The organism is Tunturiibacter empetritectus, from assembly GCF_014201375.1.
GTDB classification, from domain to species: domain Bacteria; phylum Acidobacteriota; class Terriglobia; order Terriglobales; family Acidobacteriaceae; genus Edaphobacter; species Edaphobacter lichenicola_D.
The window spans coordinates 216,845-242,473 of sequence record NZ_JACHDZ010000004.1 but is presented as its reverse complement, the minus strand read 5'-3'; the positions used below and the strand labels follow the sequence as shown (position 1 = coordinate 242,473).

The following is a 25,629-nucleotide window of genomic DNA, read 5'->3' as shown; positions in this document are numbered from 1 at the left end:
GCATAGAGAGAGATATGAGATACGGGCGGACAATTCGGGGTGGGTGGCAGGCGGCGATTCTCTGCTGCGCGCTGCTGGGCGGTCCTCTGTTTGGCCAGGTCTCAAGCTACGGCGATAAGCAGAGTGGCGACAACTCTGGCGACCAACTGCCGCAGGTGCTGCAGAAGGTTGGCGTTTCGCAGCATCTGAACCAACAGCTTCCATTGGACGCTTCGTTTGTGGACGACGCAGGGAAGACTGTGAAGCTGGGGGACTACTTTGGGAAGCACCCCGCGATTCTTTCGCTGGTTTATTACAACTGTCCCATGCTGTGCTCTGAGGAACTGGACGGATTGACCGGTGCGCTGGAGATGGTGAAGCTGACACCTGGGAAGGATTTCGATGTGGTCATTATCAGCATCGATCCGAGCGAGACGCCAGAGACCGCGGCTGCGAAGAAGGCTTTTTATGTAAAGCGGTATGGGCGCCCGGAGACCGCTTCCGGTTGGCATTTCCTTACTGGACAGCGGCCGGCTATTGATGCGGTGACGAGCGCGGTCGGTTTTGGATATGTCAAGGTTCCTGGACCCGATGGCAAGCTGACGCAGTTCGCTCATGCCAGCTCAATTGAGATTGTTACAACGGACGGCAAGCTGGCGCAGTATTACCTCGGAGTGGAGTACTCGCCGAAGGACATGCTGTTGGGGTTGATCGACGCTTCGGGCAACAAGATTGGTTCTCCGGTTGCGAACATTTTGACCTACTGCTATCACTACGATCCGCAGACGAATAGGCACTCGCTGATCATTGCGCGTGTGGTGCAGTTTGGCGGCATGGTGACGGTGGCAGGATTAGGCGGCTTCATGTTTTTGATGTTTCGACGAGATGTCAACTCCGCGCGCGAACACGACCTGACTAAGAAAGAGAACGGATAAAGGGTAACGATGCATATCAGTCCAGTCCTGTGGCAATTTTTGGTGAAGTGGCTCAACGCTTCGGCGCTCTTTCCGCGCGAGGCGTCGACCATTGCGCCCTACGCTGACGCGCTCTACTTCTTCCTGCTGTTGATCACGGTAGTCGGTCTGGTGCTGGTAGGCGTCTTGGTCTTTGGCTTCTCGATTCGCTACCGCAAGGAGAAGCACCCGGTCGCGGTCCAGGTGGAAGGCTCGACCTTGCTTGAGGCGACCTGGACCATTATTCCTCTCGCTCTCTTCCTGATTGTGTTTGTCTGGGGCGCGTTGCTGTACTTCCGCATCTACAATCCTCCGACCAATGCGATGAATATCTATGTTGTCGGCAAGCAGTGGATGTGGAAGGCGGAGCACCCTGGCGGACAGCATGAGATCAACGCGCTGCATGTGCCGACTGGCCGTCCTGTGCAGCTGACGATGATCTCGCAGGATGTGTTTCACAGCTTTTCTATTCCTGATTTTCGCGTCAAGCGCGAGGTGATTCCGGGACGCTACTCGACGGTCTGGTTCCAGGCCACGACTCCGGGGACCTACCACATCTTCTGCACGCAATATTGCGGGACGAATCACTCGGCGATGATCGGCGAAGTTACGGTGTTGAGCCCGGATGACTACGACAAATGGACACAGGAGTCCACCAGCGGAATGTCGCTGGCTCAGAATGGCGAGAGACTCTTTGCCAGCATGGGATGCAACGCATGCCATTCGGGAAGTGCGGCGGCGCGCGGGCCAAATCTTGCGGGTGTTTACGGATCGAAGCTGCAACTGGCCAGCGGGTCCCAGGTTCTGGTCAACGACGCCTATCTGCGTGACGCGATCCTGAATCCTTCGCAACATATTACGGCTGGATATGCGCCGATTATGCCGACCTATCAAGGACAGATCAGCGAAGACGGCCTGATCGATCTGGTCGAGTACATCAAAGCTATGCAGACCAACTACCGTGTGCAGCAGACGCTGACCACGTCACAGTCGAACCAAACGGCGCCGACAACGCCAGGGACGGTGAAGCCATGAGTGCAACCCACACAATCGTCAACCTGCCGGATCAGAGAACGGCTACGATTCCGAAGCGTAACTATCTGAACAATGAGGATGGGCTGCTCAGCTGGTTGTTTACTGGCGACCACAAGCGCATTGCAATCCTGTATCTGATCTCGATTACGTTCTTCTTTTTCATCGGGGGTGCGTTTGCGGGTCTCATCAGGTTGGAACTGCTGACACCACAGCCCGATCTGGTTGCCTCCGACACCTACAACAAGTTTTTCTCCATGCATGGCATCATCATGGTCTTCCTGTTTCTTGTGCCATCGGTGCCGGCGACTCTGGGAAATTTCCTGATTCCGATCATGGTTGGCGCGAAGGACCTGGCCTTTCCCAAGGTGAATCTGCTGAGCTGGTATCTGTACTGGATCGGCGGTCTCTTTACGATGGCCGCGTTGGTTCTGGGTGGCGTCGATACGGGCTGGACCTTCACGACTCCTCTGTCGACACATTATTTGAATACCCATGTGGTGACGGCCGCTACGGGAGTCTTCATCATTGGATTTTCGTCGATCTTTACCGGATTGAATTTCATCGTTACGATCCACCGGATGCGGGCGCCTGGCATGACGTGGTTCCGTATGCCGCTGTTCTGCTGGTCAAATTACGCCGCGTCGATTTTGATGGTGCTTGGAACGCCGGTTCTGGCAATCACGCTGGTCCTGGTTGCTCTCGAGAGGCTGGTTGGAATTGGCGTCTTCGATCCGACCAAGGGCGGCGATCCGCTGCTGTTCCAGCATCTCTTCTGGTTCTACTCTCACCCCGCGGTTTACATCATGATTCTTCCAGGCATGGGTGTGATCTCTGAGGTGATTAGTACCTTCAGCCGCAAGCGGGTGTTCGGTTATACGGCGGTCGCATTCTCGTCGGTGGCGATTGCTCTGTTTGGGTTCTTTGTCTGGGCCCATCATATGTTCATCATGGGTGTGTCCAACTACTCGGCGCTCGTGTTCTCGCTGCTGACGATGCTTGTGGCGGTTCCTTCGGCGATCAAGATCTTCAACTGGGCGTTTACGCTGCAGAAGGGGTCGATTACGTTCGAGACGCCGATGCTCTATGCGTTTGGGTTTCTGGGACTGTTCACGATTGGCGGTATGACGGGAGTGTTCCTGGGCGCGCTGGGCATGGACATTCATCTGACGGAGACGTACTTCATCGTCGCTCACTTTCACTTTGTGATGGTGGGTGGGATGTTGATGGCGTTCCTGGCGGGCATTCATTTCTGGTGGCCGAAGATGACCGGGCGTATGTATCCTGAGTCGCTCTCCAAGCTTGCAGCGGTTACGACCTTTATCGGATTCAACCTGACCTTCCTGCCGCAGTTCATTCTTGGCTACCTGGGAATGCCACGGCGCTACCATGCTTATCCGCCGGAGTTCCAGGTGCTGAACGTACTATCAACCGCGGGAGCTACGGTGCTCGGCGTTGGTTATATGTTACCGCTGCTGTACCTGGGTTGGTCGCTGAAGTATGGCGCGATTGCAGGCAATAACCCATGGCAGGCCACCGGGCTTGAGTGGCAGATTCAGTCGCCACCGCTGACCGAAAACTTTATCGAGACGCCAGTCGTTGATCATGAAGCTTATGACTACGAATGGCTCGCCCACAAGACTGCACAAGAGGTGACGACCGTTGGATAATGCGATCGTAGCTACGCATCCACACACGCACGAGACTGCGGTTGCGGCGGAACATGAGCATGTCGTTCTGCCACAACACCGCCATCACTTCGAGACGAAGGAGCAGCAGCGCGAGGCTGCCACGTTTGGCATGTGGCTTTTCCTGCTGACTGAGATCATGTTCTTTGGCGGGTTGTTCTTCGCCTATCTGCTGTACCGCAACTGGTACCATGATGCGTTCGTCGTGTCCTCCAATCAGCTCAGCATTCCTCTGGGGGCGGCTAACACCGCCATTCTGATTACCTCGGGATTTTTTATGGCGTTAGGGGTGTGGGCTGCGGAGGTGCAGAAGAAAGGGCTTCTTGTTCTTTTTCTGGTGCTCACGACCTTCTTCGGGGTCGCCTTTCTCGGTATCAAAGCGGTTGAGTACCACGAGAAGTGGGAGAAGCATCACATCCCAGGTGCGCACTTTGATGTATCTCAATTCATCAATCCTCAGGCGTATGGATTGAAGGAGAAGCCGCTCGCACCTGATATGGCGCAGAAGACACAGGTCTTCTTCTTCCTCTACTTTGCGATGACGGGAATGCATGCGTTCCACATGGTCCTCGGAATCGGGCTTCTATTCTGGCTTACATGGCGTGCCAATCGAGGGGAGTTCTCCTCGGGGTATGTCGCGCCTATCGAAAACTTCGGATTGTATTGGCACTTTGTGGATATCGTCTGGCTCTTTCTTTTCCCCTTGCTTTATCTGATCAACCGACACCCCGGCTACTAGCCGCGACTGCATAACGCCGTTTTGGCTGGAAGGAGAAGACCCATGTCCGAGTATCACGATCCGTCGAATGTAATTAATCCAGAACACGCCGATCACCACATCATCACGCCGGTGACCTATGGAATTGTTTTTGCCACATTGCTGGTCTTTACCGGGATTACGGTAGGCGCGGCCTATGTCGATCTGGGGATTTTCAATCCAGTCGTAGCGCTGGCTATTGCAAGCTTTAAGGCTGTTGTAGTGATTCTGTTTTTTATGCACGTCAAATATCAGTCCAATCTGATCAAGCTGACGGTTGCCGCAGGATTTTTCACGTTTTTGGTATTGATTACGATGACGATGAGCGACTACATCAGCCGGGCGTGGGGACTCTGGTAGCGCAGATGGTTTTTACAAGGATGCGGCCTTCGGGTCGCATTTTTTGTTGCGGTCAAATCACTATAGCACCGCCTCGTACACTCGAGATATGTCTCAAGTGAGTTCTGCTTCCTCGGAAAAGTTGCGTGAGTGGTCGGAAGATCCCCGTGTGAAGGTGCGACGAGACGCACCTCCGGATCCGGACGGAAGATGCGTCGTTTACTGGATGCAAAGGGCGCAGAGAGGTATCGATAATCATGCGGTCGATCTCGCCGCTAACTTAGCGAACCTGCTTGGCCTTCCGCTTGTAGTTTATTTTGCGGGGATTTCTAACTTTCCCCACGCGAATCTGCGCCACTATGTTTTTCTCAATCAAGGGTTGCCGGATATCGAGGTCGATCTTGCGGCTCGAAATATCTCGTTTGTGATGCGTCGTGCTCCGCGCGAATCGCACAAGCAGTTCCTTGCTGACGTTCGTGCGGCGTTTTTGATTGGGGATGAAAATCCTATGCGCGTGCCAGAACAGTGGCGTGGGGCGTTGGCATCGAAGATTAAGATTCCGTTCTGGACTGTGGATACGGATGTCGTGGTTCCTTCGAAGCTGATGGAAAAGGCCCAGTATGGGGCGTACACAATCCGGCCGCGCTTGTATCGCCTCTTGCCGGAGTACCTGCATCCCTACGAAAATATTCACGTGGAGCGAGAATGGAAACGGCCTCGAGGATTTTATGCCGACTCCGTCCATGAGGACATGACACGCGACTGGAAGGAGCTCGATCGTAGCGTTCCTCCGGTGGAAGCATGGAAGGGGGGGACCCATGCTGGACTTCGGCGTCTTGAACTTTTTACGCGAAAGCTTTTGAAAGACTACGACACGCAGCGCAATCATCCAGAGACGGATGGAACTTCCTGCATGTCGCCCTATCTACATTACGGGCATGTTGGTCCCATCACGATTGCGCTTGCCGTAGAAGCGGCTGCGAAGGCGAACCCGAAGTTAAAGCCTGCGCGCGACAGCTACTTCAATGAACTGATCGCCTGGCGCGAACTCGCCGTCAACTTCGTGCGCTACACGCCGAACTATGATTCGCCTGATTGTGCAGAGCAGTGGGCAAGGACGACGATTGCCGAACACGCCCGAGATGAGCGGGAGCATTTGTATACGCTTCAGCAACTAGAGAACGCGCATACTCATGACGATCTTTGGAACGCAGCCCAGATTCAAATGGTTCGATATGGCTGGATGCACAATTATCTGCGGATGTACTGGGCGAAGAAGATTCTGGAGTGGACGCCTGACGTGGCTACCGCGATGAAGTATTCCATCTATCTCAACGACAAGTATTTTCTGGATGGCAGGGACCCGAATGGCTACGCGGGGATTGCCTGGGCGATACTGGGGAAGTTCGATCGTGCCTGGGGAACGCGGCCCATCTTCGGCAAGATTCGATATATGTCCGGCGCGTCGACGGGGAAGAAGTTCGATTCGAAAGAGTACATGCGGCAGATGAAGATCCTTCCACAGCAGGGTTCGCTGGCGTTTTAAGAATTCCCATAAAGTCTTACCTGCTGCTGTCCTCGAGGAAAGCCTACAACTATGATGAGATTGTGGCGCTGTTGCAGCTAATGGTAGATTCGAGAAATAGCGGACTTTGCTTGACCTCCACTATATTGCTATTTGGAAAGCTTTGAAGAGGTGGCCACAGAGCCCCGGTAACGCCCAAACGTCGAACGTTCATGAGAGATTTCTCATCCCGTTCTGGCACTGTCTGTCGTACCTTCTCCTGCTCTAGCGTTGACTCATCCGATGTCAGCTTGCAGCATCAATGTTAGCTGTCTTTTACGTCGCGGATCACACGCTATGGGCCTGGTTCTATCCTCACAACACGAGCGTCTCGCAGAGCATCTCCCCTACTGGGCGAGTCGCTTCTTTTCTGCAGTCATTTTCTTTCTCGCGTTGACGGTGCCCGTTCTTGTCTTCGGTCAGCTGTCCCCCGTACCGACCGCTGCGCAGCATGAAGGCAGCGTGCCTTCGGCTAATTCCCTCTCGTCGCACACGGTCAGGTCGCGTCGCTTTGTCGATGGCCGTACTCTTGCCGGAGATGTACCGGCTGCACAAGTCATGGACTCCGCTCGGCAGAAGCACGCGGCGATGTTGGTGGAGCAAGCTGCTTCAGCGCAACTGTCGAGTTTGAGCGCGCCGTGGCAGGCAGTTGGGCCGCATCAGGTTGCCAGCATCGCCTATGGCAATGTGACCGGTCGGGTCACAGCGATTGCGATCGACCCTGCTGATCCAACTGGCAATACGGTCTATCTTGGGACGATAGGCGGTGGAGTTTGGAAGTCGATCAATGCGGCTGGACCATCGGCCACCGTCACCTTCGTCCCGCTCACGGATACGCTGCCGGTCTTCAGCGCGAATGCGGGAACCGCCGCGATTCCGTCGCTCAGTATCGGTGCAATCAGTGTTCAATCTGGCGTGATCCTTGCAGGGACAGGGGATCCTAACGACGCCTCCGATTCCTTTTACGGAAGCGGACTGTTGCGCTCGGCAGATAACGGCGTGACGTGGACGCTTATTCAAAACTCTCAGGATGGCGTTGCAGGCAACCACCTCTTCAGTGGACTAGGCTTCGCAGGTTTTGCATGGAGTACGGCTACTCCGGGCACTGTCGTTGCAGCAGTTTCACAGGCGGCGGAGGGTGTTCTAGTCAATGCGCCGGATGCGACGAACAGCGTGATGGGGTTTTACTACTCGACCGACGCCGGCGTGACCTGGCAGATGTCCACGATCATGGACGGCAGTCAGTCGGTGCAGAGCCCACAATCTCCCAGTCAACTTCTCGGTGGCCGAGCGGCGACGGCAGTTGTCTGGAATCCCGTTCGCCACCGTTTCTATGGTGCGATTCGTTATCACGGTTACTACGAGTCGGCAGATGGCGTGACCTGGACCCGGCTGGCGAATCAGCCTGGACAGGGACTTACTGCGATGAACTGTCCACCGGATCCAACATCGTTGGGAAGCACATCGTGTCCGATCTTTCGCGGGGCGTTGGCCGTGCAGCCCAATACGGGCGATACGTTTGCGCTGACGGTTGATCAAAACAATCTCGATCAAGGGCTGTGGCAGGATGTATGTGGTCTTTCCGGAGGGAACTGCGGCAACGGAACAATCACCTTCGGGAAGCAGTTGCCATCGGCTGCGCTGGAGATTGGCAATGGCAGCACTGTCGTGCCACAGGCAGACTATAACCTGGCGCTTGCGGCTGCGCCATCGGGACCGAGCGGCTCGACTCAGGGCACGATTCTGTATGTCGGGACGGCCGATCTTTTCCGCTGCGCTGTTTCCGCGGGATGTGCGCTGCGCAACACTACCAATGCGTTGAATGGATGTGCTGCGCCCGCACAGGTGGCGCCGGCTCAACATGCGATTGCCACGCTGGCTACGGCCTCGCAACCGCTGATTTACCTTGGCAACGATGGCGGCCTCTGGCGGTCGACCGACGGTGTGAACGAGCAGTCAACTCCATGCTCCACCGATGATGCGACTCACTTCCAAAATCTCAACGGCGGCCTTGGCTCGCTGGCGGAGGTCGTCAGCTTTGCGCAGCATCCCTCCGATGCCGGTACCGTGCTTGTCGGTCTTGGTGCGAATGGCACCGCGGCAACGACATCTCTGGGTCTAAGCTCGTGGCCGCAGCTTTCAACGGGCGAAGGCGGTACCGTTGGAATCGACCAGACGAATCCTTCCTTGTGGTACGTGTCCACTGCCGCCGGTGTGAGTATCCGTCAATGTTCCAAGGGGGCTGCCTGCTCTTCTGCGGACTTTGTGGGCACGCCGACGATTGGCCCTGCGCAGGTGGATGAAGATGATTCGGTCATCGATGCTCCCTGGCTGCTTGATCCCGTCCTCCCTTCCAATGTTCTTATCGGGACTTGCAGGGTGTGGCGCGGACCAGTGAGCGGTGGGTCATCGTGGCCTTCCTCGAACGCAATCAGCAGTCTTCTGGCCGGCCCTCTAGGTACATCCTGTGTTAGTAAAAATCCAGTTCTGCGATCTCTGGCTGCAGGCGGACTCCTAAACAATGCATCGACTGTGCGAGACTCTGATTCTCCGGTTCTGTATGCCGGTATGGCGGGGAAACTTGATGGGGGCGGCAGCGTTGGAGGCCATCTCTACTCCATCACTACGGCGGGCACCGCAAATAGCACAACGACCTGGACGGATATTGCAACGTCTCCTGTTACAAACGGCCAAGGGACTAGTTTCAACTCCGGGGGGTTCGACCTTTCGGCGGTCGCAGCAGATCCTCATGATGCGACCGGGAAGACTGTCTATGCGACAGTGATGGGCTTTGCGGGAAACGGGGTCAACGCAGCTCATCTCTATCGCTCCATTGATGCTGGTGCTCATTGGAGCAACATTAGCAGCAACCTGCCTGACGCTCCGGCCAACAGCGTCGTCGTCGACCCGAACGATGCCAATACGATTTACGTTGCGATGGATACGGGTGTGTACGTTACGACCGGGGTTACGACGTGCACCACTGCTAATTGCTGGAGTGTCTACGGCACCGGCTTGCCGAATGCTCCTGTTGTAGAACTTGCGGCCGCACCAGCCATGGCTACTGGTGATGGACGCACTGGTGAGTTGCGCGCTGGAACTTACGGTCGCGGGTTATGGCAGATTCCCCTGGTTACGGCAGCTATTGCAGCACAGCCGGTCATTAGTTTGAACCCCATTGCGCTTACCTTCAACGGTGAGTCGATCGGTACCGCGAGTGCGGCACAAACTATTACAGTTACAAATACAGGGCTTGCTCCGCTCACGGTCAGCCTGGTGGCAGTTACGGGCGATTTCAATGAGACTGATAACTGTACGGCAGCACTTATTGCTATCAACTTGACGTGCACGATTCAGATCAGCTTTCTACCTACCGCGACGGGGGGTCGAAGCGGGATCCTTACTATTTACGGTAATGTTGCCGGTGGGCAGGCAACCGCGACATTGACGGGTACTGGACTGGCTGCTGCGGCGATTGTTCTCGATCCCGTTGTGCTTACTTTTCCTTCAACAACTCTCAACGCAACCAGCCCGGTTCAAAACATTACTATTTCCAATACGAGTAATAACGCTGTGGGCTTGCAAGGGGCGATCATAAACGGGGGAGATTTCAGAATCACCGTCGATACCTGTGGTCCGACCCTCGGGCCAGGGGTCGGATGCACGGTTGGGATTGTGTTCACGCCTAGTGCGTCTGGAACTCGAACCGGAACCTTAACCGTGACCGATGATGTGGGAATCCAGACGGCTTCGCTGAGCGGAATCGGAACATCTCCCGCAACGGACGCACTCTCGCCGCTGACACTCACGTTTGGGGCACAGCAGGTAGATACTGCGAGCGCTCCACAGCAGATTACTTTGTCAAATACGGGCGATCTGCCGTTGACTCTCATTGCGGCACAGATCACAAGCGGAGACTTCACAGTTGTGAATGCCTGCGGTAACTCGCTGAACCCGCACTCCACTTGCTCCATGAACGTCGCCTTCGCTCCAAAGAACGTTGGCCCTCTCAGGGGCACACTGTCGGTAGCGGACCAGTATCGAACCCAGACGGTGGCGCTAAACGGCATCGGCATCGCACCGCCCGGTGTGTCATTGGCACCCTTCTCAACGGTTGTGTTCCCTCCTACAGGCGTTGGGCTTCAGTCTGCTTCACAAGCCATTACGTTGACCAACAATGTTGGCGCTCCGCTCTCGATACAAGGCATCTCGCTTACCGGAGACTTTGTGATTTTGCCGAATAGCAGCACCTGCGGAGCAAACGTTGCGCCTGATGCTGCTTGCGTGTTGCAGATCGCCTTTGCGCCGACAGTTGGTGGGCCGCGTACTGGATCGCTTATGGTGACAGATAGCGCGGGTAACTCGCCTCAGACACTCTCGCTTACCGGACCGGGTGTGGACTTTGCGCTCACCACCAATGGGATCACCAGCGTCAGTATCACAAGTGGTCAGAATGCTGTCTTTCCATTGCTGCTCAGTTCGGCGTCCAATGTCTCCGGCACGGTAACTTTCACCTGCGCGGGAATGCCCGCAAACTCGACCTGTAATGTCACGCCTTCCAGCATTCCACTTGGTAGTACGACTACCGTTTCTGTAACCGTGTTGACTGGCGTAGCCTCTGCTTTGTCCAGCCGTCCTTTCATCAATCGCTCGGACGTTATTTTATTTGCGACTTTGTTCCCGCTTGGTTTGCTGGTGCTGCGTCCAGCGCGCCGCTCAAGTGTGGCCGGTTTTGCTCTGCTTTGTTTCCTGCTTGCTGCGAGCGGTTGCGGTGTGGGACGGGAGATTCCTTTAACGAGTGGATCGAATCCGGGCGGCCCGTCAGGCCCGGTGACGACGGCGGGGACTTACACTGTCGTAACGACGGCGACGAGCGCTGGCTTGACGCGAAGTGTCAATCTCACGCTGATCGTTCAGTGAATCGTAGGGCTTCGATGCTGTACATGTTCAGGCTGACTGTCCGGCGCTTACTCCAGAGGCCCATGCCCATTGGAAGTTGTAGCCTCCCAGCCATCCGGTTACATCGACGACCTCGCCAATAAAATAAAGGCCAGGTACCTTGCGGCTCTGCATTGTCTTTGCGTCCAGTTCTGCGGTATTCACGCCACCCACGGTGACCTCGGCCTTGGCATAACCTTCGGTGCCGGCGGGAGTCAGGTGCCATTCATGGATATGCTGTTCCATCTGGGCTAAGGATGCGTTTGTCCAGTCGACTGGCTCGTGGAGCACAACCCATCGCTCTGCCATGCGGGCCGGCAAGACCGTGCGCATCGCATTCGCCGCTGCGGAGGCATCTCTTCGCGCGTTTCTTGCCAGCAATGGGGCAAGGACGTTCAGATCTGGCGCGAGGTCTACAGTCATGGTCTCGCCCGGCTGCCAGTACGACGATGTCTGCAGGATCGCTGGTCCGCTCAGCCCGCGATGTGTGATCAACATCTTTTCGCGGAAGCTTCCCTGTCGGTGGCGGGCTCCCGCTTGAGCGACCACCTCGGCTGAAACACCTGCCAGGTCGCACCACTGTTCGCGATCCTCGGCGCTGAAGACGAGGGGGACGAGGCCCGGTCTGCACGGTACGATGCGTAGACCAAACTGCTCGGCCAGTGTGTAGCCGGATGCGGTTGCGCCCATCTTCGGGATGGAGAGGCCCCCGGTGGCTACGACTACGGACTCGGATTGAAAGACTGCCTCCGGGGTATGAACCTCGAGATGGTCGGTACGCTCGACGGAGATGGCTTTGGCGCCGAGGATGATGCGGACACCGGCCTCTGCGCATTCGCGCTCGAGCATCGTGACGATGTCGTGGGCGGAGCGGTCGCAGAAGAGTTGTCCCAGTGTCTTCTCGTGGTAGCGGATGCCATGTCTTTCGACCATGGCGACCATGTCTGATGGGGTGAAGCGGGCCAGGGCGGACTTTGCGAAGTGGGGATTCTCCGAGAGGAAGTTCTCCGGGCGGCAGTGGATGTTGGTGAAGTTGCAGCGGCCTCCGCCTGAGATCAGGATCTTTTTTCCGACGCGCTCGGCGTGATCGAGCAGGACCACCCGTCGTCCGCGTTTGCCGGCTTCGATGGCGCACATCATTCCTGCCGCGCCAGCGCCGAGTACTACAACATCAACCTTCTGTGTGTGCGGTTTTGTGGTCATTCTCTATCGGAGATTCTGTGGCTTCGGGTGATTTTGGATTCGTGATCGTGTGCGCGCCTCTTTCGAACCGCGATTTGGATCCTGATTGCTTGCGTTTTTCTTACCCCACCCGGCAGATGAGGCACTTGAGGTAGCTGGTCTCGGGGAGGGTGAGGACGGCGGGGTGGTCGGGGGCGGCACCCCGGGTCTCGAGGAGCTGGACGCGGCGGCCTGCGTCGGAGGCGGCGGCGGAGACGACCTCGGTGAACTCCTGCAGGGGGACGTGGTGGGAGCAAGAGCAGCTGATGAGGGTTCCGCCGGGGCGGAGCATCTTGATGGCGCGGAGATTGAGCTCCTTGTAGCCGCGCATGGCGCCTTCGGCGGCGCGCTTGGACTTAGCGAAGGCGGGCGGGTCGAGGACGATGGTGTCGTACTGTTGGCCGGTGGATTCGTACTCGCGGAGGAGCTCGAAGGCGTCGGCCTCGATCCACTCGACCTGAGCGGGAAGATCGGGGTTTAGCTCACGGTTGCGGTCGGCTACTTCGAGGGCGCTGCGGCTGGCGTCTACTCCGGTGACCTGGCGGCAGTTCTGGGCCATGTGAAGGGCGAATCCGCCTTGATAGGTGCAGATGTCGAGCGCGGAGCCGGTTACGTATCGGGCTGCGGCGGCGTAGTTGAGCCGCTGATCGAGGAAGGCTCCCGTCTTCTGGCCGGAGCCTGCGTCGAAGTGAAAACGAAGGCCGTTGATGGTGAAGATGGTGGTGAGTTGTGGTGTTTCGGTGGCGTCTTGATGGTGTGGGGGGTGGAGTGGACCCGGTGCGGGGTGGGCCAGTTGTTCGAGTTCGCGGATCTTGGGGTCGGGGCGCTCCCAGAGGATGATGCCGCCTGTGTCGGTGCGGAAGTGGTCGCGGAAGACTTCGGTCAGGAGGTTGCGGACGTCGTCCTGGGCGGTGCCCTGGGTGAGGAGCTGGAGGATGACGAGGTCGTTGTAGCGGTCGGCGACGATGCCGGGGAGGTTGTCGGCCTCGGAGAAGATGAGTCGGCAGGCGTCGTCTTCCATCGACTCGGGGGCTACTTCGTCGCGGAGGGCGAGGGCGGCGAGGACTCGTTCGCGGAGCTGCTCGAGGTAGGCGGCTCGGGAGAGTGCGGCTTCGTTTGAGACGACTCTTACTGCGATCTGCGAGGCGGCGCTGTAGAGGCCGGTGCCGAGGGGGATGCCTCGGCTGTCCATCACCGTGATGAGGGCTCCGGGCTCGATCTCGGTGGCGCCGATCGGGGGGACGAGGGACTCGACGTCCGAGCGGTAGACCCACAGGTGTCCGGCTCGGAGGCGGTCTGCGGCGCGGCGGGTGATGGCTGCGGCTGGTCCGTGCTGCTGGGCCGCGACGACGCGCGGGGCCCGATCTTCTACTTTTCTAAGCATCTTTCCATGGTCGCATAGCGTTTCTGCCGGCTGGACCCCTCCCCCTCCCCCTTGGGGTATTTTGGACGGAAGTTGTTTTATTTCAGTCATTTGGCGATGGGTGGTGTCTGTAGAATGTTGATTCTAAGTGAGTTGCGTATAAAATACTTTGAATGAATGAGTTACGGGGTCATAAGGAAAGCCCCTCGCTCAATCGGGGCCTTTATTCCCATGCTTCCAGTATAGCGGTTGGAGGATAACTGATACGCCACGCGAATGTGCTGGATTGACGCGGTGATTCGTGGCTTTGGGGCTTGACAGGTTTGGGGGATCTTACTGCCGCTAACTTGAACGGAGTTATTGGAGACGTGCCGCGTACAGAACGCATCACACTTGGTCGGTGAGGGTCGGGATGGCGAAGGTAGACGACGCGGAGTTGTTGGAGGTAGTTGGCCGCATGGTGCGCGTCAGCAGCCCGTCCAAGCCATACTTCACGCGCGGCGTGCAGCTCACAAAACTCGATATCGTCCGCTATTTTCTGGCCGTGGCGCCGGGTGCGCTGCGTGGCATTGTGGATCGTCCGGTCGTTCTGAAACGCTTTGTGAATGGTGCGGAGGCAGAGCCCTTCTACCAGAAGCGCGCACCCAGTGACCTGCCGGAGTGGATGCGCACGGTGACCCTGTCGTTCCCTTCGGGGCGTACCGCCGAGGAAGTAGTCGTCGATGACGCGGCCGGCCTCGCGTGGATCGTCAACCTCGGCTGTATGGAGCTGCATCCGCATCCGGTGCGTACCGGAGACCTCGATCATCCGGATGAGCTACGCGTAGACCTTGATCCGCAGCCCGGAGTGGTCTGGACCGATGTACGCGCGGTAGCCATGGAGGTAAAGGCTCTCCTTGATGAGCTTGGACTGGTAGCGTGGCCGAAGACCAGCGGGTCACGCGGCATTCACATCAACATACGGATCGAGCCACGGTGGACCTTCACCGAGGTACGCCGAGCGGCGCTGGCTCTGGCGCGCGCGGTGGAGAAACGCTGTTCGCTGGCGAGCAGCAAGTGGTGGAAGGAAGAGCGTCATGGTGTTTTTCTGGACTACAACCAGAACGCGAAAGATCGCACCACTTGTTCGGCCTATTCGGTAAGGCCACTCCCCGACGCGCGCGTGAGTACGCCGCTACGGTGGGATGAAGTGATGACGTGCGATCCTGCCGACTTTACCGTGTTGACGATGCCAGATCGCTTTGCGAAGATTGGCGACCCGCACGCCGCGATGAATGAGCATGCAGGCGTGCTCGATGCGTTGCTGGAAATGGCTGCCCGTGATGAGGCAGAGGGCGTTGGCGATGCTCCATGGCCACCGCACTTCCGCAAAATGGAGGGCGAGCCCGCGCGAGTGCAACCCTCGAAGTCTCGCACCTCTGCCGTGAAGAAGACCGTAAAGAAGAAGATCACAAAGGCGGTGGGAGAAGACGTGGATCTTGCTGATCCTGTTGCGAAGAAGGGTCGCCGGCAGTCGACTATGCCGCTCATCGTGATTGCGCAGTCACCCGATAAGGCTGCGGCGGAGGCCGGGCTGGAACGCTGGAAGCAACAGCACCCGGAAGCCGCGGCACTACTGGCCCCGGATGATGTGCTGGTAGATCGGATGCGCGGGTCGGCCTATGTCTGGTATCGCATTCGCGTGAACCTGCGCCACGTACCAGAGGAATCGAGACCCGCGCAGGGGGTGCCTGATCCGGATGATGACCCAACCCGGGCATGGCGCGAGTCGAAAGAGCAGCCATCATGAACCACTGCTTAGTGGATCTATCTCAGGAGGCGCGTTCCGGGAAGATGCTCATCAACTCCTGCGGTGGAACGACCTCGAGCTGCTCGTAGGTACAGTCTCCTGTTGGCTTGTCAGGACGCCAGCGCCGGAAGTGGGCGAGGTGGCGAAAGCGGTCGCCCTGCATGTGCTCGTAGGCCACCTCGACCACAAGCTCAATACGTAGCGGCTGCCAGCTCAGGTCTTTGCCTGCGTTCCATCGCGATTGGCCGCCGGGCATGCGGCCACTCGCTTGTGCCCCCTCGTCGGCCCAGTCTGCCCACGGGTGGTCGCGCAGGGCTCCTTCGCGATAGGGTGCGAGAAACTCTACCAGCTCCCTGCGTTTTGCCGCGGTGAAACTGGCACAGACTCCAACATGCTGTAGCTTCCCTGCGTCGTTGTAGAGACCCAGCAGCAGCGAACCAACGGCAGTCCCTTCATTGTCTTTGTGCCAGCGGAAGCCGGCGACGACGCAGTCGCAGTCGCGTTCGTGCTTAATCTTGAGCATGGTGCGTTTGTCGGGCGTATACGGCCCCGCAACAGGCTTGGCTATCACACCGTCGAGGCCTGCGCCCTCAAAGCGCGTGAACCAGTCCTTCGCAGTAGCGCGATCCTGCGTCGCAGGCGTCATATGCAGCGGAGTCTGCACATTGGCAAGAATTCGTTCGAGTTCACGGCGCCTTACGGCGAAAGGCTCGTCACGTAGATCACGATCCTCAAGCTGAAGCAGGTCGAAGAAGACAACCGATGCCGGAGACTGTGCGGCGAGGGTCTTCACACGCGACGCCGCGGGGTGGATACGTAACGTTAGCGCATCGAAATCCAGACCGCCTTCACGTGCGATAACGATCTCGCCATCCAGAACGCATCGTGGCGGCAGTTGTTGCAGCAGAGGATCGCGGAGTTCCGGGAAGTAGCGGTCGAGCGGCTTTCCGTCGCGACTTTGAATCAGTAGTTCTTCGCCGTTGCGGAAGATCACCGTGCGAAAACCATCCCACTTCGGCTCGAAGCTCCACCCCTCTGCGTTTGCAGGAATCCCCTCAACCCGTTTCGCGAGCATGGGCAGGATCGGCGATGGCAATGGCAGCGGCACGATGTGTTGGATGCACGTCGCCATACATTGGTGAACAGTGCGTGGAACTGATTTACAAACGTGACGGCAAAGCAACAAGACAGCAGTCTATCGAACATGCCACCTGCTTGAGCCTGCTGCCCCTTGCATCAAATAAGCTTACTCATAGCCGTGCACTTCCACGACCTCAATAAGTCATAGCAGGCCAATGCACTTATTGAGCTTGGACTGGACGCGCAGGTTAGTCCTCATAAACGCGCGTCTCGTCACTTGTCCGAAAAGTCGGCTCAGGATCGGGCTACTCGGTGCGGAGGGCTTGCATGGGTTCGATGGAGGCGGCTCTTCGGGCGGGGAGGACGGCGGCTAGTGTGACCATGACCACTGCTAGAGCTACTGCTACGATCAGGGTTACGGGGTCGGATGTGGTGACGCCGTAGAGCTGGCTGCGGAAGAGCCTTGCGAGTAAGACGATGGAGGGCAGGGCGACGACGATGGCGATTGCGGCGATGATCGACATCTCGCGGACGACGAGCATGACGACTCCGCTTCGCTGCGATCCCAGGGCGAGGCGTACGCCGATCTCGCGGGTGCGCTGTTCGGTGGAGTAGGCGAGTACGCCGTAGAGTCCGACCGCTGCGAGCAGGATAGCGAGTGCTGAGAAGCCGACTGCGAGGAGAGCCAGCGCGCGTTCGTCGGCGGTGACGCGATCGACCTGTTCGTCCATGGTTCGCATGCCGTCGACGACGAGGGTGGGATCCATTCCGTGGATGGCCTGGCGGATTGCGGATTCGACCATCTCGGGAGACTGGGTGGTGCGTGCGTAGATCTTTACTCCGAGTGGGTGTTTGATCTGTGGATAGGGGCGATAGACCGCCAATCCTATCTCTGTGCGCAGATTCTGATGTTTGATGTCGCCTACGACACCGATGATGGTTGTGTCGGGAGGGGTTGGAGTGTCTCCTCCTTCGGAGATCATGCGGCCGAGGGCATTCTGCGCCGATCCGAAGAATCGCTTGGCAAAGGTCAGGTTGACGACGGCTACTTTTGGAGCTTCGTGCGAGTCTGCGACGGTGAACTCTCTTCCGACGAGCAACGGCTGCTTGAGCGTGGCGAAGTAGCCGGAGGTGATCCAGGGAGCTTCGAAGTCTGTCTTCTCGTCGTCGGTGAACTTATGGCCTTCGACGGAGAAGCCGCTGAAGTGGGAGTCTCCGGTGAGCTCTGCATCGTTGGTGGCTGCGACGGAGAGGACGCCGGGGATGCGCTGCACGGCATCGAGCGCGTTGGTCACGGTTGGGATCATGCGGTCCGCTCCGTAGCCGGAGTCTGAGGGATCGAAGTTGAAGGTGGCCAGATGGCTGGTGTCGAAGCCTACCTGCTGGTGGTGAAGATTGTTGAGGGTTCTGACGAACAGGCCTGCGCCGCCGAGCAACAAGACGCTGAGAGCGATCTGCACGCCGACTGCGACCTTGCGGAATCTCTGCGAGCTTTTGGAGGCGGTTCCGGTGCTTTGGCGCAGTGCGTTGGCGAGGTCGGGACGGAGGAAGTGCAGTACGGGCGCCATGCTGAAGAGCAGGCTTGCGATGAGAGCTACGCCCAGAGTGAAGAGGAGCACGCGGGCGTCGATGGCGCTGGAGTAGGGCTCTTCGCCGGGGTTGGCGCTGGTGAGAAGACGGACCAGGGTGTTGGTGACGAGCGGAGCCATGAGCAGGCCGGCTGCTGCGCCGACCAGACCGAGGAGTCCGCCTTCGAGGAGAAGCTGCGAGACGATCCGGCTCTGCTTCGCGCCGAGGGCGTAGCGCATGGACATCTCGCGGGCCCGGCTGGAGGCTTTGAGGAGCAGAAGGGTTGCTACGTTGATGGCGCACATCGCGACTAACAGTCCGGCCATGCTCATCAGGATGATCAGCGGCGTCTTGAGGTCCATGCGGTCAGGGGCGAAGCCGGTTGAATCGTCGAGGACTTTGAGATGCGAGTCGTCGAGGAAGCGTTTTTTGAAGTGGTCGGTTCTGTTCTTGTAGAGGGTGAGCTCGTGGGCGCGCAGATTGTGCCAGAGTGGTTCGAGGCTGGCTTGAGCTTGAGTTGCGGAGACTCCCGGTTTGAGGCGGCCGACGAGTGTGAGCCAGATGGACTGGTGGTTGTTCAGGTTGTCGCGGGAGGCGGTTCCGGGCAGGACGATCTCGACCATGCTGAGCGGCATGAAGGCGCCGGGCTTGTAGCCTCCGATGGCTGACTGGAAGTTGGCTGGAGCGACACCGAGGATGGTGAAGGGGTGGCCTTCGATGAGAACGGTCTGGCCGACTACGTCGGGGGATGCGGCGAAGCGAGTCTTCCAGTAGTCGTAGCTGAGAACCACGACAGGATTGGCGCTCTTCGCGGTGTCGTCCTGGGCGTTCATGAGGCGTCCGAGGGCGGGCTTGAGACCGAGCATGTCAAAGTAGTTTCCGCTGACGAGTTCGATATCGTTATCTTCTGCCTGGTTGTGCCAGGAGATTCCGCTGCTGGCTCTGATCGCGGCAATCATTCCGGAGAAGACTTGATTCTGATCGCGGAGATCTTTGTACATGGGGTAGGAGAAGTAGTTAGTGAGATCGCCGCCGAAGCTGCTGGCCGAACCGGAGAAGCCTCCAGACCACTCGAAGCGGACGAGCTCTTTGGGATGCTGGACGGGCAGCATCCGGAGCAAGGCCTGGTCGAAGAGGGTGAAGACGGCTGCGTTGGCGCCGATGCCAAGGGCCAGGGTGAGCACCACAGTGAGGGCGAACCCGGGCGACTTGCGTAGCTGGCGAATGGCAAAGCGCAGGTTCTGGAGCAGGGTCTGCATTAAAAAAATCCTCCGGGGACAGGGGCCTACGGAGAGATGGTGGCACGTTTCCCGCCAAACAGTGTGGGCTGCAAGTAATTTATTTTCTGCAGATGCGGGCGGGCTGCCGTGGTGGTGGAGGTGAATTTGTCCGGAAACGGACTACTTCGTTCGCAAGTGAACAGTGCGTAGAGAGAGAGAGAGAGACGAGCAGCGGCGTTGGTTGAGGGGCTTTGGTTGGGGATGCTTTGCTGTCTTCTATTGCTTTCCAATAGAGGCGGGTGCATACTCCTATTTGAAGGCAATAGGAGAGCTTGGAATGGGTGAGAAGGCGGATGTGTGGCAGGGGACGCTGGCGTTGATGGTGTTGAAGACGCTGGAGAGCATGGGCTCGCTGCATGGGTATGGGATCGCGCGACGGATTGAGCAGACCAGCGGGGATGTGCTCTCGCTGAACTACGGGACGCTGTATCCGGCGCTGCTGAAGCTGGAGCAGGAGGGGGCGATTGTGTCGGAGTGGGGGGTGTCGGAGAACAATCGCAAGGCGAAGTTTTACAAGCTGACGCGGGTGGGGCGGAAGCAGCTTGAAAGAGAGACCAGCAACTGGGAGCAGACGACAGCGATCCTGGCGCGGTTTCTGGGGGGGACGGAGGATCCGGCATGAAGAGGCTGCGTGCGGCGTTGCGACGATTGGTTGGGATGTTCTCTGCCGGGCGGCGGGAGCAGGAGTTTGCCAGCGAGATTGAAGGGCATCTGCAGATGCATATCGAGGACAACGTGCGCGCGGGGATGACGCAGGAGGATGCGCGACGGGATGCGCTGCTGAAGCTTGGCGGGTTGGAGCAGACGCGGCAGGCTTATCGCGAGCGGGGCACGGCCCCCTTCTTCGAGACGCTGTGGCAGGATCTGCGCTTTGCGCTGCGGCAGCTGGGGAAGAATCCTGGGTTCACGATTACGGCAGTGCTGATGCTTTCGCTCGGGATTGCGGCTAGTGTTGCGATCTTTGCGTTTGTGGATGCTGCTCTCTTGAGACCGCTTCCTTATCCAAATCCTGAAGGCCTTGCTGACGTTACGGAGAGCGCGGCTCTGTTTCCGCGTTCGAATCTCTCTTATCCCGATTATTTCGATTGGAAGCGGATGAATCGCAGCTTTCGTTCGCTCGATGCGTACGAGGGGACGGGCTATCTGTTGAGTACGCCGTCGGGGGTTGAGCCGGTGGCGGGGGAGCGGGTGACGGATGGATTCTTTCATACGCTGGGCGTGGCTCCTTTGCTGGGGCGTGACTTTTATGCGGGAGAGGATCTGTTGAGCGCGCCACGTACGGTGATGTTGAGTTATTCGACGTGGCAGAAGCGTTTTGGCGGCAGGAAAGATATTGTGGGGCAGGCGGTATCGTTGAGCGGCACGCCGTACACGATTGTGGGGGTGATGCCGGACAGCTTTGAGTTTGCGCCGCACAATAACGCGGAGTTCTGGACGACGATGCATGCAGGCTCGGCCAATGAGTGCGATTTGAGACGCAGCTGCCATGGGATGTACGGTGTGGCGCGACTGAAGGATGGCGTGTCGGTTGCGGCAGCGCTGGCAGATATGAAAGCCATAGCGGAGCAGCTGGAGCGACAGTATCCTGACTCGAATCGGGGACAGAGTGCCGTGGTGCAGCCGCTGTCGGAGTTGATCGTCGGGGATATTCGCCCGATTCTGCTTTTGCTGCTGGCGGGTGCGGGGCTACTGCTGTTGATTGCGTGTGTGAACGTTGCGAGCCTGTTGCTGGTGCGGTCGGAGAGCCGGAGGCGGGAGATTGCGGTGCGGGGAGCGCTGGGGGCTTCGCCGCTGCGGCTGGCACGGCAATTTGTAACCGAAGGTGTTCTGCTTGTGTTTGGGAGTTCTTTGCTTGGGTTGGTGTGTGCGGTCTTTGCCTCGCAGGCGTTGCTACGGCTTATCCCGTTCGACATGCTGCGCCATATGCCCTATCTTCGCGGACTTGGACTGAACTTTCACGTTGCGTGCTTTGCCCTGGCGATTGCGGCGCTGGCTGCGGTGATCTTTTCGTTGACGCCGATTGTGCGGCTCTCGTTCGACGAGATGCGAGAGGGTCTGACAGAGGGTTCGCGCGGCTCTGCCGGTGTTCTCTGGCGACGAATCGGAGCGAACCTCACGGTACTGGAGTTGGCGATCGCAGTTGTTTTGCTGGTGGGAGCGGGGTTGCTGGGCAAGAGTTTTTATCATCTGCTGCATGTCGATTTGAACTTTCAGCCGGACCATCTGGCGACGCTTTCGGTCTCTTTACCGGACAAGACTTACCCCAAGGAGGAGCAGATCGTAGTAGCGCGGCGGCAGCTGCTCGATCGCATTGCAGCCTTGCCGGGGGTGGTCGCGGTGGCGACGACGAGCCAGCTTCCGGCCTCGTCAAACGGCAATACGGACTGGATACGGTTTGTCGGGCGGGAGTACAACGGCAAACACAATGAGGTGAACGAGCGCGACATCACTGCCAACTTCTTTTCGACGGTGAAGACGCGGTTGATTCGGGGCCGGTTCTTCACTCCCGACGAGGATGGGACGAAGCCTCGTGTGGTGATCATCAATCAGGCATTCGTCCGGTTGTACTTTCCGAATCAGGACCCGCTGGGCGCGAGGATCGGAGATACGGCGCTGTCGCCCAAGTCGATCAGGGAGATTGTTGGGGTGGTGGATGATCTGCGGGAGGCTTCGCTCGATCAGCCGATTCTGCCGGCGATCTACGCTCCTGCGGACCAGAGCCCGGATACTTACTTCAACGTGATCGTTCGCACCTCGCAGGACGAAAAGACTTTGTTGCCTACGATTGTTGCTGCGGTCCATGAGTTCGATCCGGGTATCGGAGTTCCGGATGAGTCCACGATCTTGGAGCACATCAACGATTCTCAGACGGCTTATCTGCATCGTTCGTCGGCGTGGCTGGTGGGTGGGTTTGCTGTGATGGCGCTGCTTCTGGGGATGATTGGGCTGTATGGGGTGATTGCCTACTCGGTGAGCCAGAGGACGCGGGAGATTGGCGTGCGGATGGCGCTGGGGGCGCAGAGGGAGATGGTGCAGCGGATGGTATTGAAGGAGGGTGGACGGCTGGCGATGGCGGGGATTGCGCTGGGGCTGGTGTGCTCGCTGGCGGCTACGCTACTGCTGCGCAGTGTGCTGTTTGGGGCGCAGAGGTGGGATGTGGAGACTCTGGGCGGAGTGGCTCTGCTGCTTGCTGCCGCGGCTCTGCTGGCCAGTTATATTCCGGCGCGAAGGGCGGCTTCGATCAATCCGGTGGAGGCGTTGCGGGCGGAGTAATTCGTCCCATTCTTCTTCAAGGGCAGGGTCTCAAGTCAAGGGTCAGCCGAAGTTAAACGCGAGCGAAATTGCGTTCGTGCTTGTAGAAACCCGTGCGGATATACTGCTGGCACTGGAAATATGCCTTTTGGAGAGTGCGAGGATGTCGAGGAATCTGGTTCGGATCAGTGTGTCTTGTGGCGTGTTGCTTGCCTCTGCGATGGCGATGGGGGCTGGGCCGCAGGAGAAGAAGGACAGCGAGAAGAAGAAGGACCAGAAGCTGGTGGTGACGGGGACGCCTGTGGTTGAACCTGCGGAGCCGCCGATGGACTCGAGTACGGATGGCTCGGTGACGGTGGGTGGGCAGACGATCGCTTACCGTGCGGTGGCGGGGACGCTGACGGTGGGATCTACCGATTCGCAGGATGCGATGCTGGGGCTGGATGGGAAGCTGCTGCCGGATACGGGAGAGAAGACGCCCGATCCGGACAAGCCTGAGGAGGCTCCTGCGACGGCGCGGATGTTTTATGTTGCGTACTTCAAAAAGGATGCGCCTGTGGGACGGCCGGTGACGTTTCTGTATAACGGCGGACCGGGGTCGGCGACGATGTGGCTGCATATGGGCTCGTTTGGGCCGAAGCGAGTGGTGACGACGGACGCGCAGCATGATGAGGGAGCGCCTTACAAGATCGTCAATAACGATTACAGCCTGCTGGACGTGAGCGATGTGGTGTTTATCGATGCGCCGGGGACCGGGTTCAGCCGGATTATGGGCAAGGACAAAGAGAAGGCGTTCTGGGGTGTGGATCAGGATGCGCATGCGTTCGACCGGTTCATTCGCAGGTTTTTGACGAAGTACAACCGGTGGAACTCTCCGAAGTATCTGTTGGGCGAGAGCTATGGGACGCCGCGCAGCGCGGTGCTTTCGGCTGCTTTGCAGAATGTGGATCTCAATGGGATTGTTTTGCTTTCGCAGATTTTGAGCTTCGATAACAGCATCGATGGTCCGAAGTGGAATCCTGGTGTGGATCAGGCTTATGCGCTAGGGCTGCCTACCTTTGCGGCGAGCGCGTTCTATCATCACAAACTGCCGACGCAGCCTGCGGCGCTGGAGCCGTTTCTGGCCGAGGTGGAGCAGTATGCGATCGGCGACTATATGAACGCGCTGCTGCAGGGATCGGAGTTGCCGGAGGCGAGGAAGCAGGCGGTGGCGGAGAAGCTGCATCAATATACCGGGCTGCCGGTGACGTATTTGATGAGGGCGAATCTGCGAGTGTCCGGGGCTGCGTTCAGCAAGCAGCTTCAGTTGGATGATGAGACGACGACGGGGCGGCTGGATACTCGGTACAAGGGGCCGGATATCGATCCGCTGAGCGCGGACGCGGAGTATGACCCGCAGAGCAATGCGATCTCGTCGGCGTATACGGCGGCGTTGAACCAGTACATGCGGACGGAGTTGAAGTATGGCGAGAACCAGACATACAAGCCGGGGGCTTATGTGGATGCTGACTTTTCGTGGGATCTGCGGCACCAGCCTCCGGGGGGACCGCCGGCGAATCAGCAGGAGGGCGGGACGAACGTGATGCCCGACCTGGCGTACACGATGAAGTCCAACCCGAAGATGAAGGTGATGCTGGCGGGTGGGTACTTCGACCTGGCGACGCCTTACTTTGAAGGCAAGTTCGAGATGCACCATCTGCAGATTCCGCAGAAGCTGCAGGCGAATATCAGCTACCACTACTACCAGAGCGGGCACATGGTGTATGTGAACGAGGAGGTGCTGAAGCAGTTCCATGCGGATGTGGCTGGGTTCATCCGGGGGACTGAGGACGGGAAGTAGATCGCAGTCGGAAGAAGACAAAAGCCACCCTGCAGAGGTGGCTTTTATCTTTCCGGGGGGTTATTTCTCCTGACGAATCATTGCATCAGCTTTCCCCATTGGTCGTCCGATTCGAGGCTTACTGCGCCGTGCTGGGAGGCAAACTTCAGGAACTCAGGTGGAGCATTTTTTACTCCAGCGAGGTTGGCCAGGCGAATCGAATCGATCCCCACCCAATGAATATTCTCGATATCAGCCCCTCGTAAATCGACCTCATCCAGATTAGCGCCTGACAAGGTTACATTCTGCATACTCGCACCGTTCAGATCCGCGCCGTTGAGATTGACGTTCTCCATCTTCGCTCCGGAGAGAGTTGCACCTCGGAGATTTGCGTCGTTCATGATGCAAAAGGTGAAGAGCGAGTTTGTGAAATTGCTGCCGCGGAGATCGGATGCGTGAAGGTCGCACCGGCTGAGGTTTGCGTCGCTAAGATGAATCCCTTGAAGGAAGGCATTGCTCGCATCGACGCCGGTCAATGAGACATGATCAGCGTTCAACTGCTGGAGTGCTTCGATGCGGCCACCGCTGCCACCCTTTCCCTGGGCGGTGTTGATCACCTGCCAGGCCTGGTAGTGTCTCTGCTTCTTTCGGTCTCCGCTCTCGGAAAAATAGAAGATGACCGCGATCAGTACGGAAAAAGTTCCGAGATGGTCCAATACGTCCAGAAACGCCCAGTTGCCGAGAGCCCAGGCTACCCAGGAGGTGTACCACTCGAAGTGCCTGAACACGCGCGTCCACGAGCGTGAGTCTGCCGCGACTTCCTTCCATGGTTTCGGTCGACTTCTTATGATTCGTTCGCGCAAAAACTCTCCTGCATGTCAGAGTTGCTCTCACCAGAAAGACTAACTCTGATCGATACGGCAGTCTGTGACGGGCTAACAAAGCTGATTAATAAGGGAGCTAGCAGTGAGTGGTGGCTGAGATTGGCACCGCGAACCACGAAGGG

Annotated in this window: 16 protein-coding genes; 11 read left to right on the top strand and 5 right to left on the bottom strand. The window is 58.1% G+C overall.

The genetic code is table 11. The features are described from left to right. Positions 1-14: 14 nt before the first annotated feature. The 7 genes from HDF10_RS13085 (at position 15) to HDF10_RS13055 (ending at position 11,232) form a co-directional block, all read left to right on the top strand. Positions 15-914 (top strand): SCO family protein, encoded by a 900-nt coding sequence (locus HDF10_RS13085; protein ID WP_183814111.1) that lies wholly within the window; start codon positions 15-17, stop codon positions 912-914. A 9-nt stretch (positions 915-923) separates the two neighbouring features. Further along, positions 924-1,967 carry a cytochrome c oxidase subunit II gene (gene coxB / locus HDF10_RS13080; RefSeq protein WP_183814109.1) on the top strand — a complete coding sequence of 348 codons (1,044 nt, stop codon included), beginning with the start codon at positions 924-926 and terminating at the stop codon, positions 1,965-1,967. Further along, positions 1,964-3,634: a cytochrome c oxidase subunit I gene (locus tag HDF10_RS13075; RefSeq protein ID WP_183814107.1), complete on the top strand. Its 1,671-nt coding sequence runs from the start codon at positions 1,964-1,966 to the stop codon at positions 3,632-3,634. Before coxB ends, HDF10_RS13075 begins: the two co-directional genes overlap by 4 nt. Further along, positions 3,627-4,391, top strand: a complete 765-nt coding sequence (locus HDF10_RS13070) for a cytochrome c oxidase subunit 3 (RefSeq protein WP_183814104.1) — start codon at positions 3,627-3,629, stop codon at positions 4,389-4,391. Before HDF10_RS13075 ends, HDF10_RS13070 begins: the two co-directional genes overlap by 8 nt. Positions 4,392-4,433: 42 nt before the next feature. Beyond that, the gene (locus HDF10_RS13065) at positions 4,434-4,769 is read left to right on the top strand and encodes a cytochrome C oxidase subunit IV family protein (protein WP_179640344.1); all 336 of its coding nucleotides are present in this window, start codon (positions 4,434-4,436) and stop codon (positions 4,767-4,769) included. Positions 4,770-4,866: 97 nt separating this feature from the next. Continuing rightward, entirely contained in the window at positions 4,867-6,294 is a 1,428-nt protein-coding gene (locus tag HDF10_RS13060; protein WP_406706315.1) for a deoxyribodipyrimidine photo-lyase, read from the top strand. Positions 6,295-6,609: 315 nt separating this feature from the next. Then, a complete protein-coding gene (locus HDF10_RS13055) occupies positions 6,610-11,232 on the top strand; it encodes a choice-of-anchor D domain-containing protein (RefSeq protein ID WP_183814100.1) in 4,623 nt (1,540 codons plus the stop codon). A 27-nt stretch (positions 11,233-11,259) separates the two neighbouring features. On the opposite strand, the gene HDF10_RS13050 is transcribed toward HDF10_RS13055, so the two are convergent. Both HDF10_RS13050 and HDF10_RS13045 read right to left on the bottom strand, forming a co-directional pair. After that, positions 11,260-12,453, bottom strand: a complete 1,194-nt coding sequence (locus HDF10_RS13050; RefSeq protein WP_183814098.1) for a BaiN/RdsA family NAD(P)/FAD-dependent oxidoreductase — start codon at positions 12,451-12,453, stop codon at positions 11,260-11,262. Between the two features lie 100 nt (positions 12,454-12,553). Continuing rightward, positions 12,554-13,855, bottom strand: a complete 1,302-nt coding sequence (locus HDF10_RS13045; protein WP_183814096.1) for a class I SAM-dependent rRNA methyltransferase — start codon at positions 13,853-13,855, stop codon at positions 12,554-12,556. A 391-nt stretch (positions 13,856-14,246) separates the two neighbouring features. Here HDF10_RS13045 and HDF10_RS13040 point away from each other — a divergent pair, with 391 nt between their 5' ends. Beyond that, a complete protein-coding gene (locus tag HDF10_RS13040) occupies positions 14,247-15,623 on the top strand; it encodes a DNA polymerase domain-containing protein (protein ID WP_183814094.1) in 1,377 nt (458 codons plus the stop codon). A gap of 22 nt (positions 15,624-15,645) precedes the next feature. Here the strand turns inward: HDF10_RS13040 and HDF10_RS13035 are convergent, their stop codons facing one another. Both HDF10_RS13035 and HDF10_RS13030 read right to left on the bottom strand, forming a co-directional pair. Next, positions 15,646-16,755, bottom strand: coding sequence for an ATP-dependent DNA ligase (locus HDF10_RS13035; protein ID WP_221271695.1), 1,110 nt, complete (start codon positions 16,753-16,755; stop codon positions 15,646-15,648). A 253-nt stretch (positions 16,756-17,008) separates the two neighbouring features. Further along, positions 17,009-19,531 (bottom strand): ABC transporter permease, encoded by a 2,523-nt coding sequence (locus HDF10_RS13030; RefSeq protein ID WP_183814092.1) that lies wholly within the window; start codon positions 19,529-19,531, stop codon positions 17,009-17,011. 298 nt (positions 19,532-19,829) lie between these two features. Here HDF10_RS13030 and HDF10_RS13025 point away from each other — a divergent pair, with 298 nt between their 5' ends. The 3 genes from HDF10_RS13025 (at position 19,830) to HDF10_RS13015 (ending at position 24,644) form a co-directional block, all read left to right on the top strand. After that, positions 19,830-20,174 (top strand): PadR family transcriptional regulator, encoded by a 345-nt coding sequence (locus tag HDF10_RS13025; protein WP_183814090.1) that lies wholly within the window; start codon positions 19,830-19,832, stop codon positions 20,172-20,174. Continuing rightward, positions 20,171-22,825: an ABC transporter permease gene (locus tag HDF10_RS13020; RefSeq protein ID WP_183814088.1), complete on the top strand. Its 2,655-nt coding sequence runs from the start codon at positions 20,171-20,173 to the stop codon at positions 22,823-22,825. The genes HDF10_RS13025 and HDF10_RS13020 overlap by 4 nt, the downstream gene beginning before the upstream one ends. A gap of 142 nt (positions 22,826-22,967) precedes the next feature. Beyond that, complete coding sequence (locus HDF10_RS13015) at positions 22,968-24,644, top strand: S10 family peptidase (RefSeq protein ID WP_260177871.1); 1,677 nt, start codon at positions 22,968-22,970, stop codon at positions 24,642-24,644. A gap of 77 nt (positions 24,645-24,721) precedes the next feature. On the opposite strand, the gene HDF10_RS13010 is transcribed toward HDF10_RS13015, so the two are convergent. After that, positions 24,722-25,486, bottom strand: coding sequence for a pentapeptide repeat-containing protein (locus HDF10_RS13010; protein ID WP_221271693.1), 765 nt, complete (start codon positions 25,484-25,486; stop codon positions 24,722-24,724). Between the last annotated feature and the right edge of the window lie 143 nt (positions 25,487-25,629).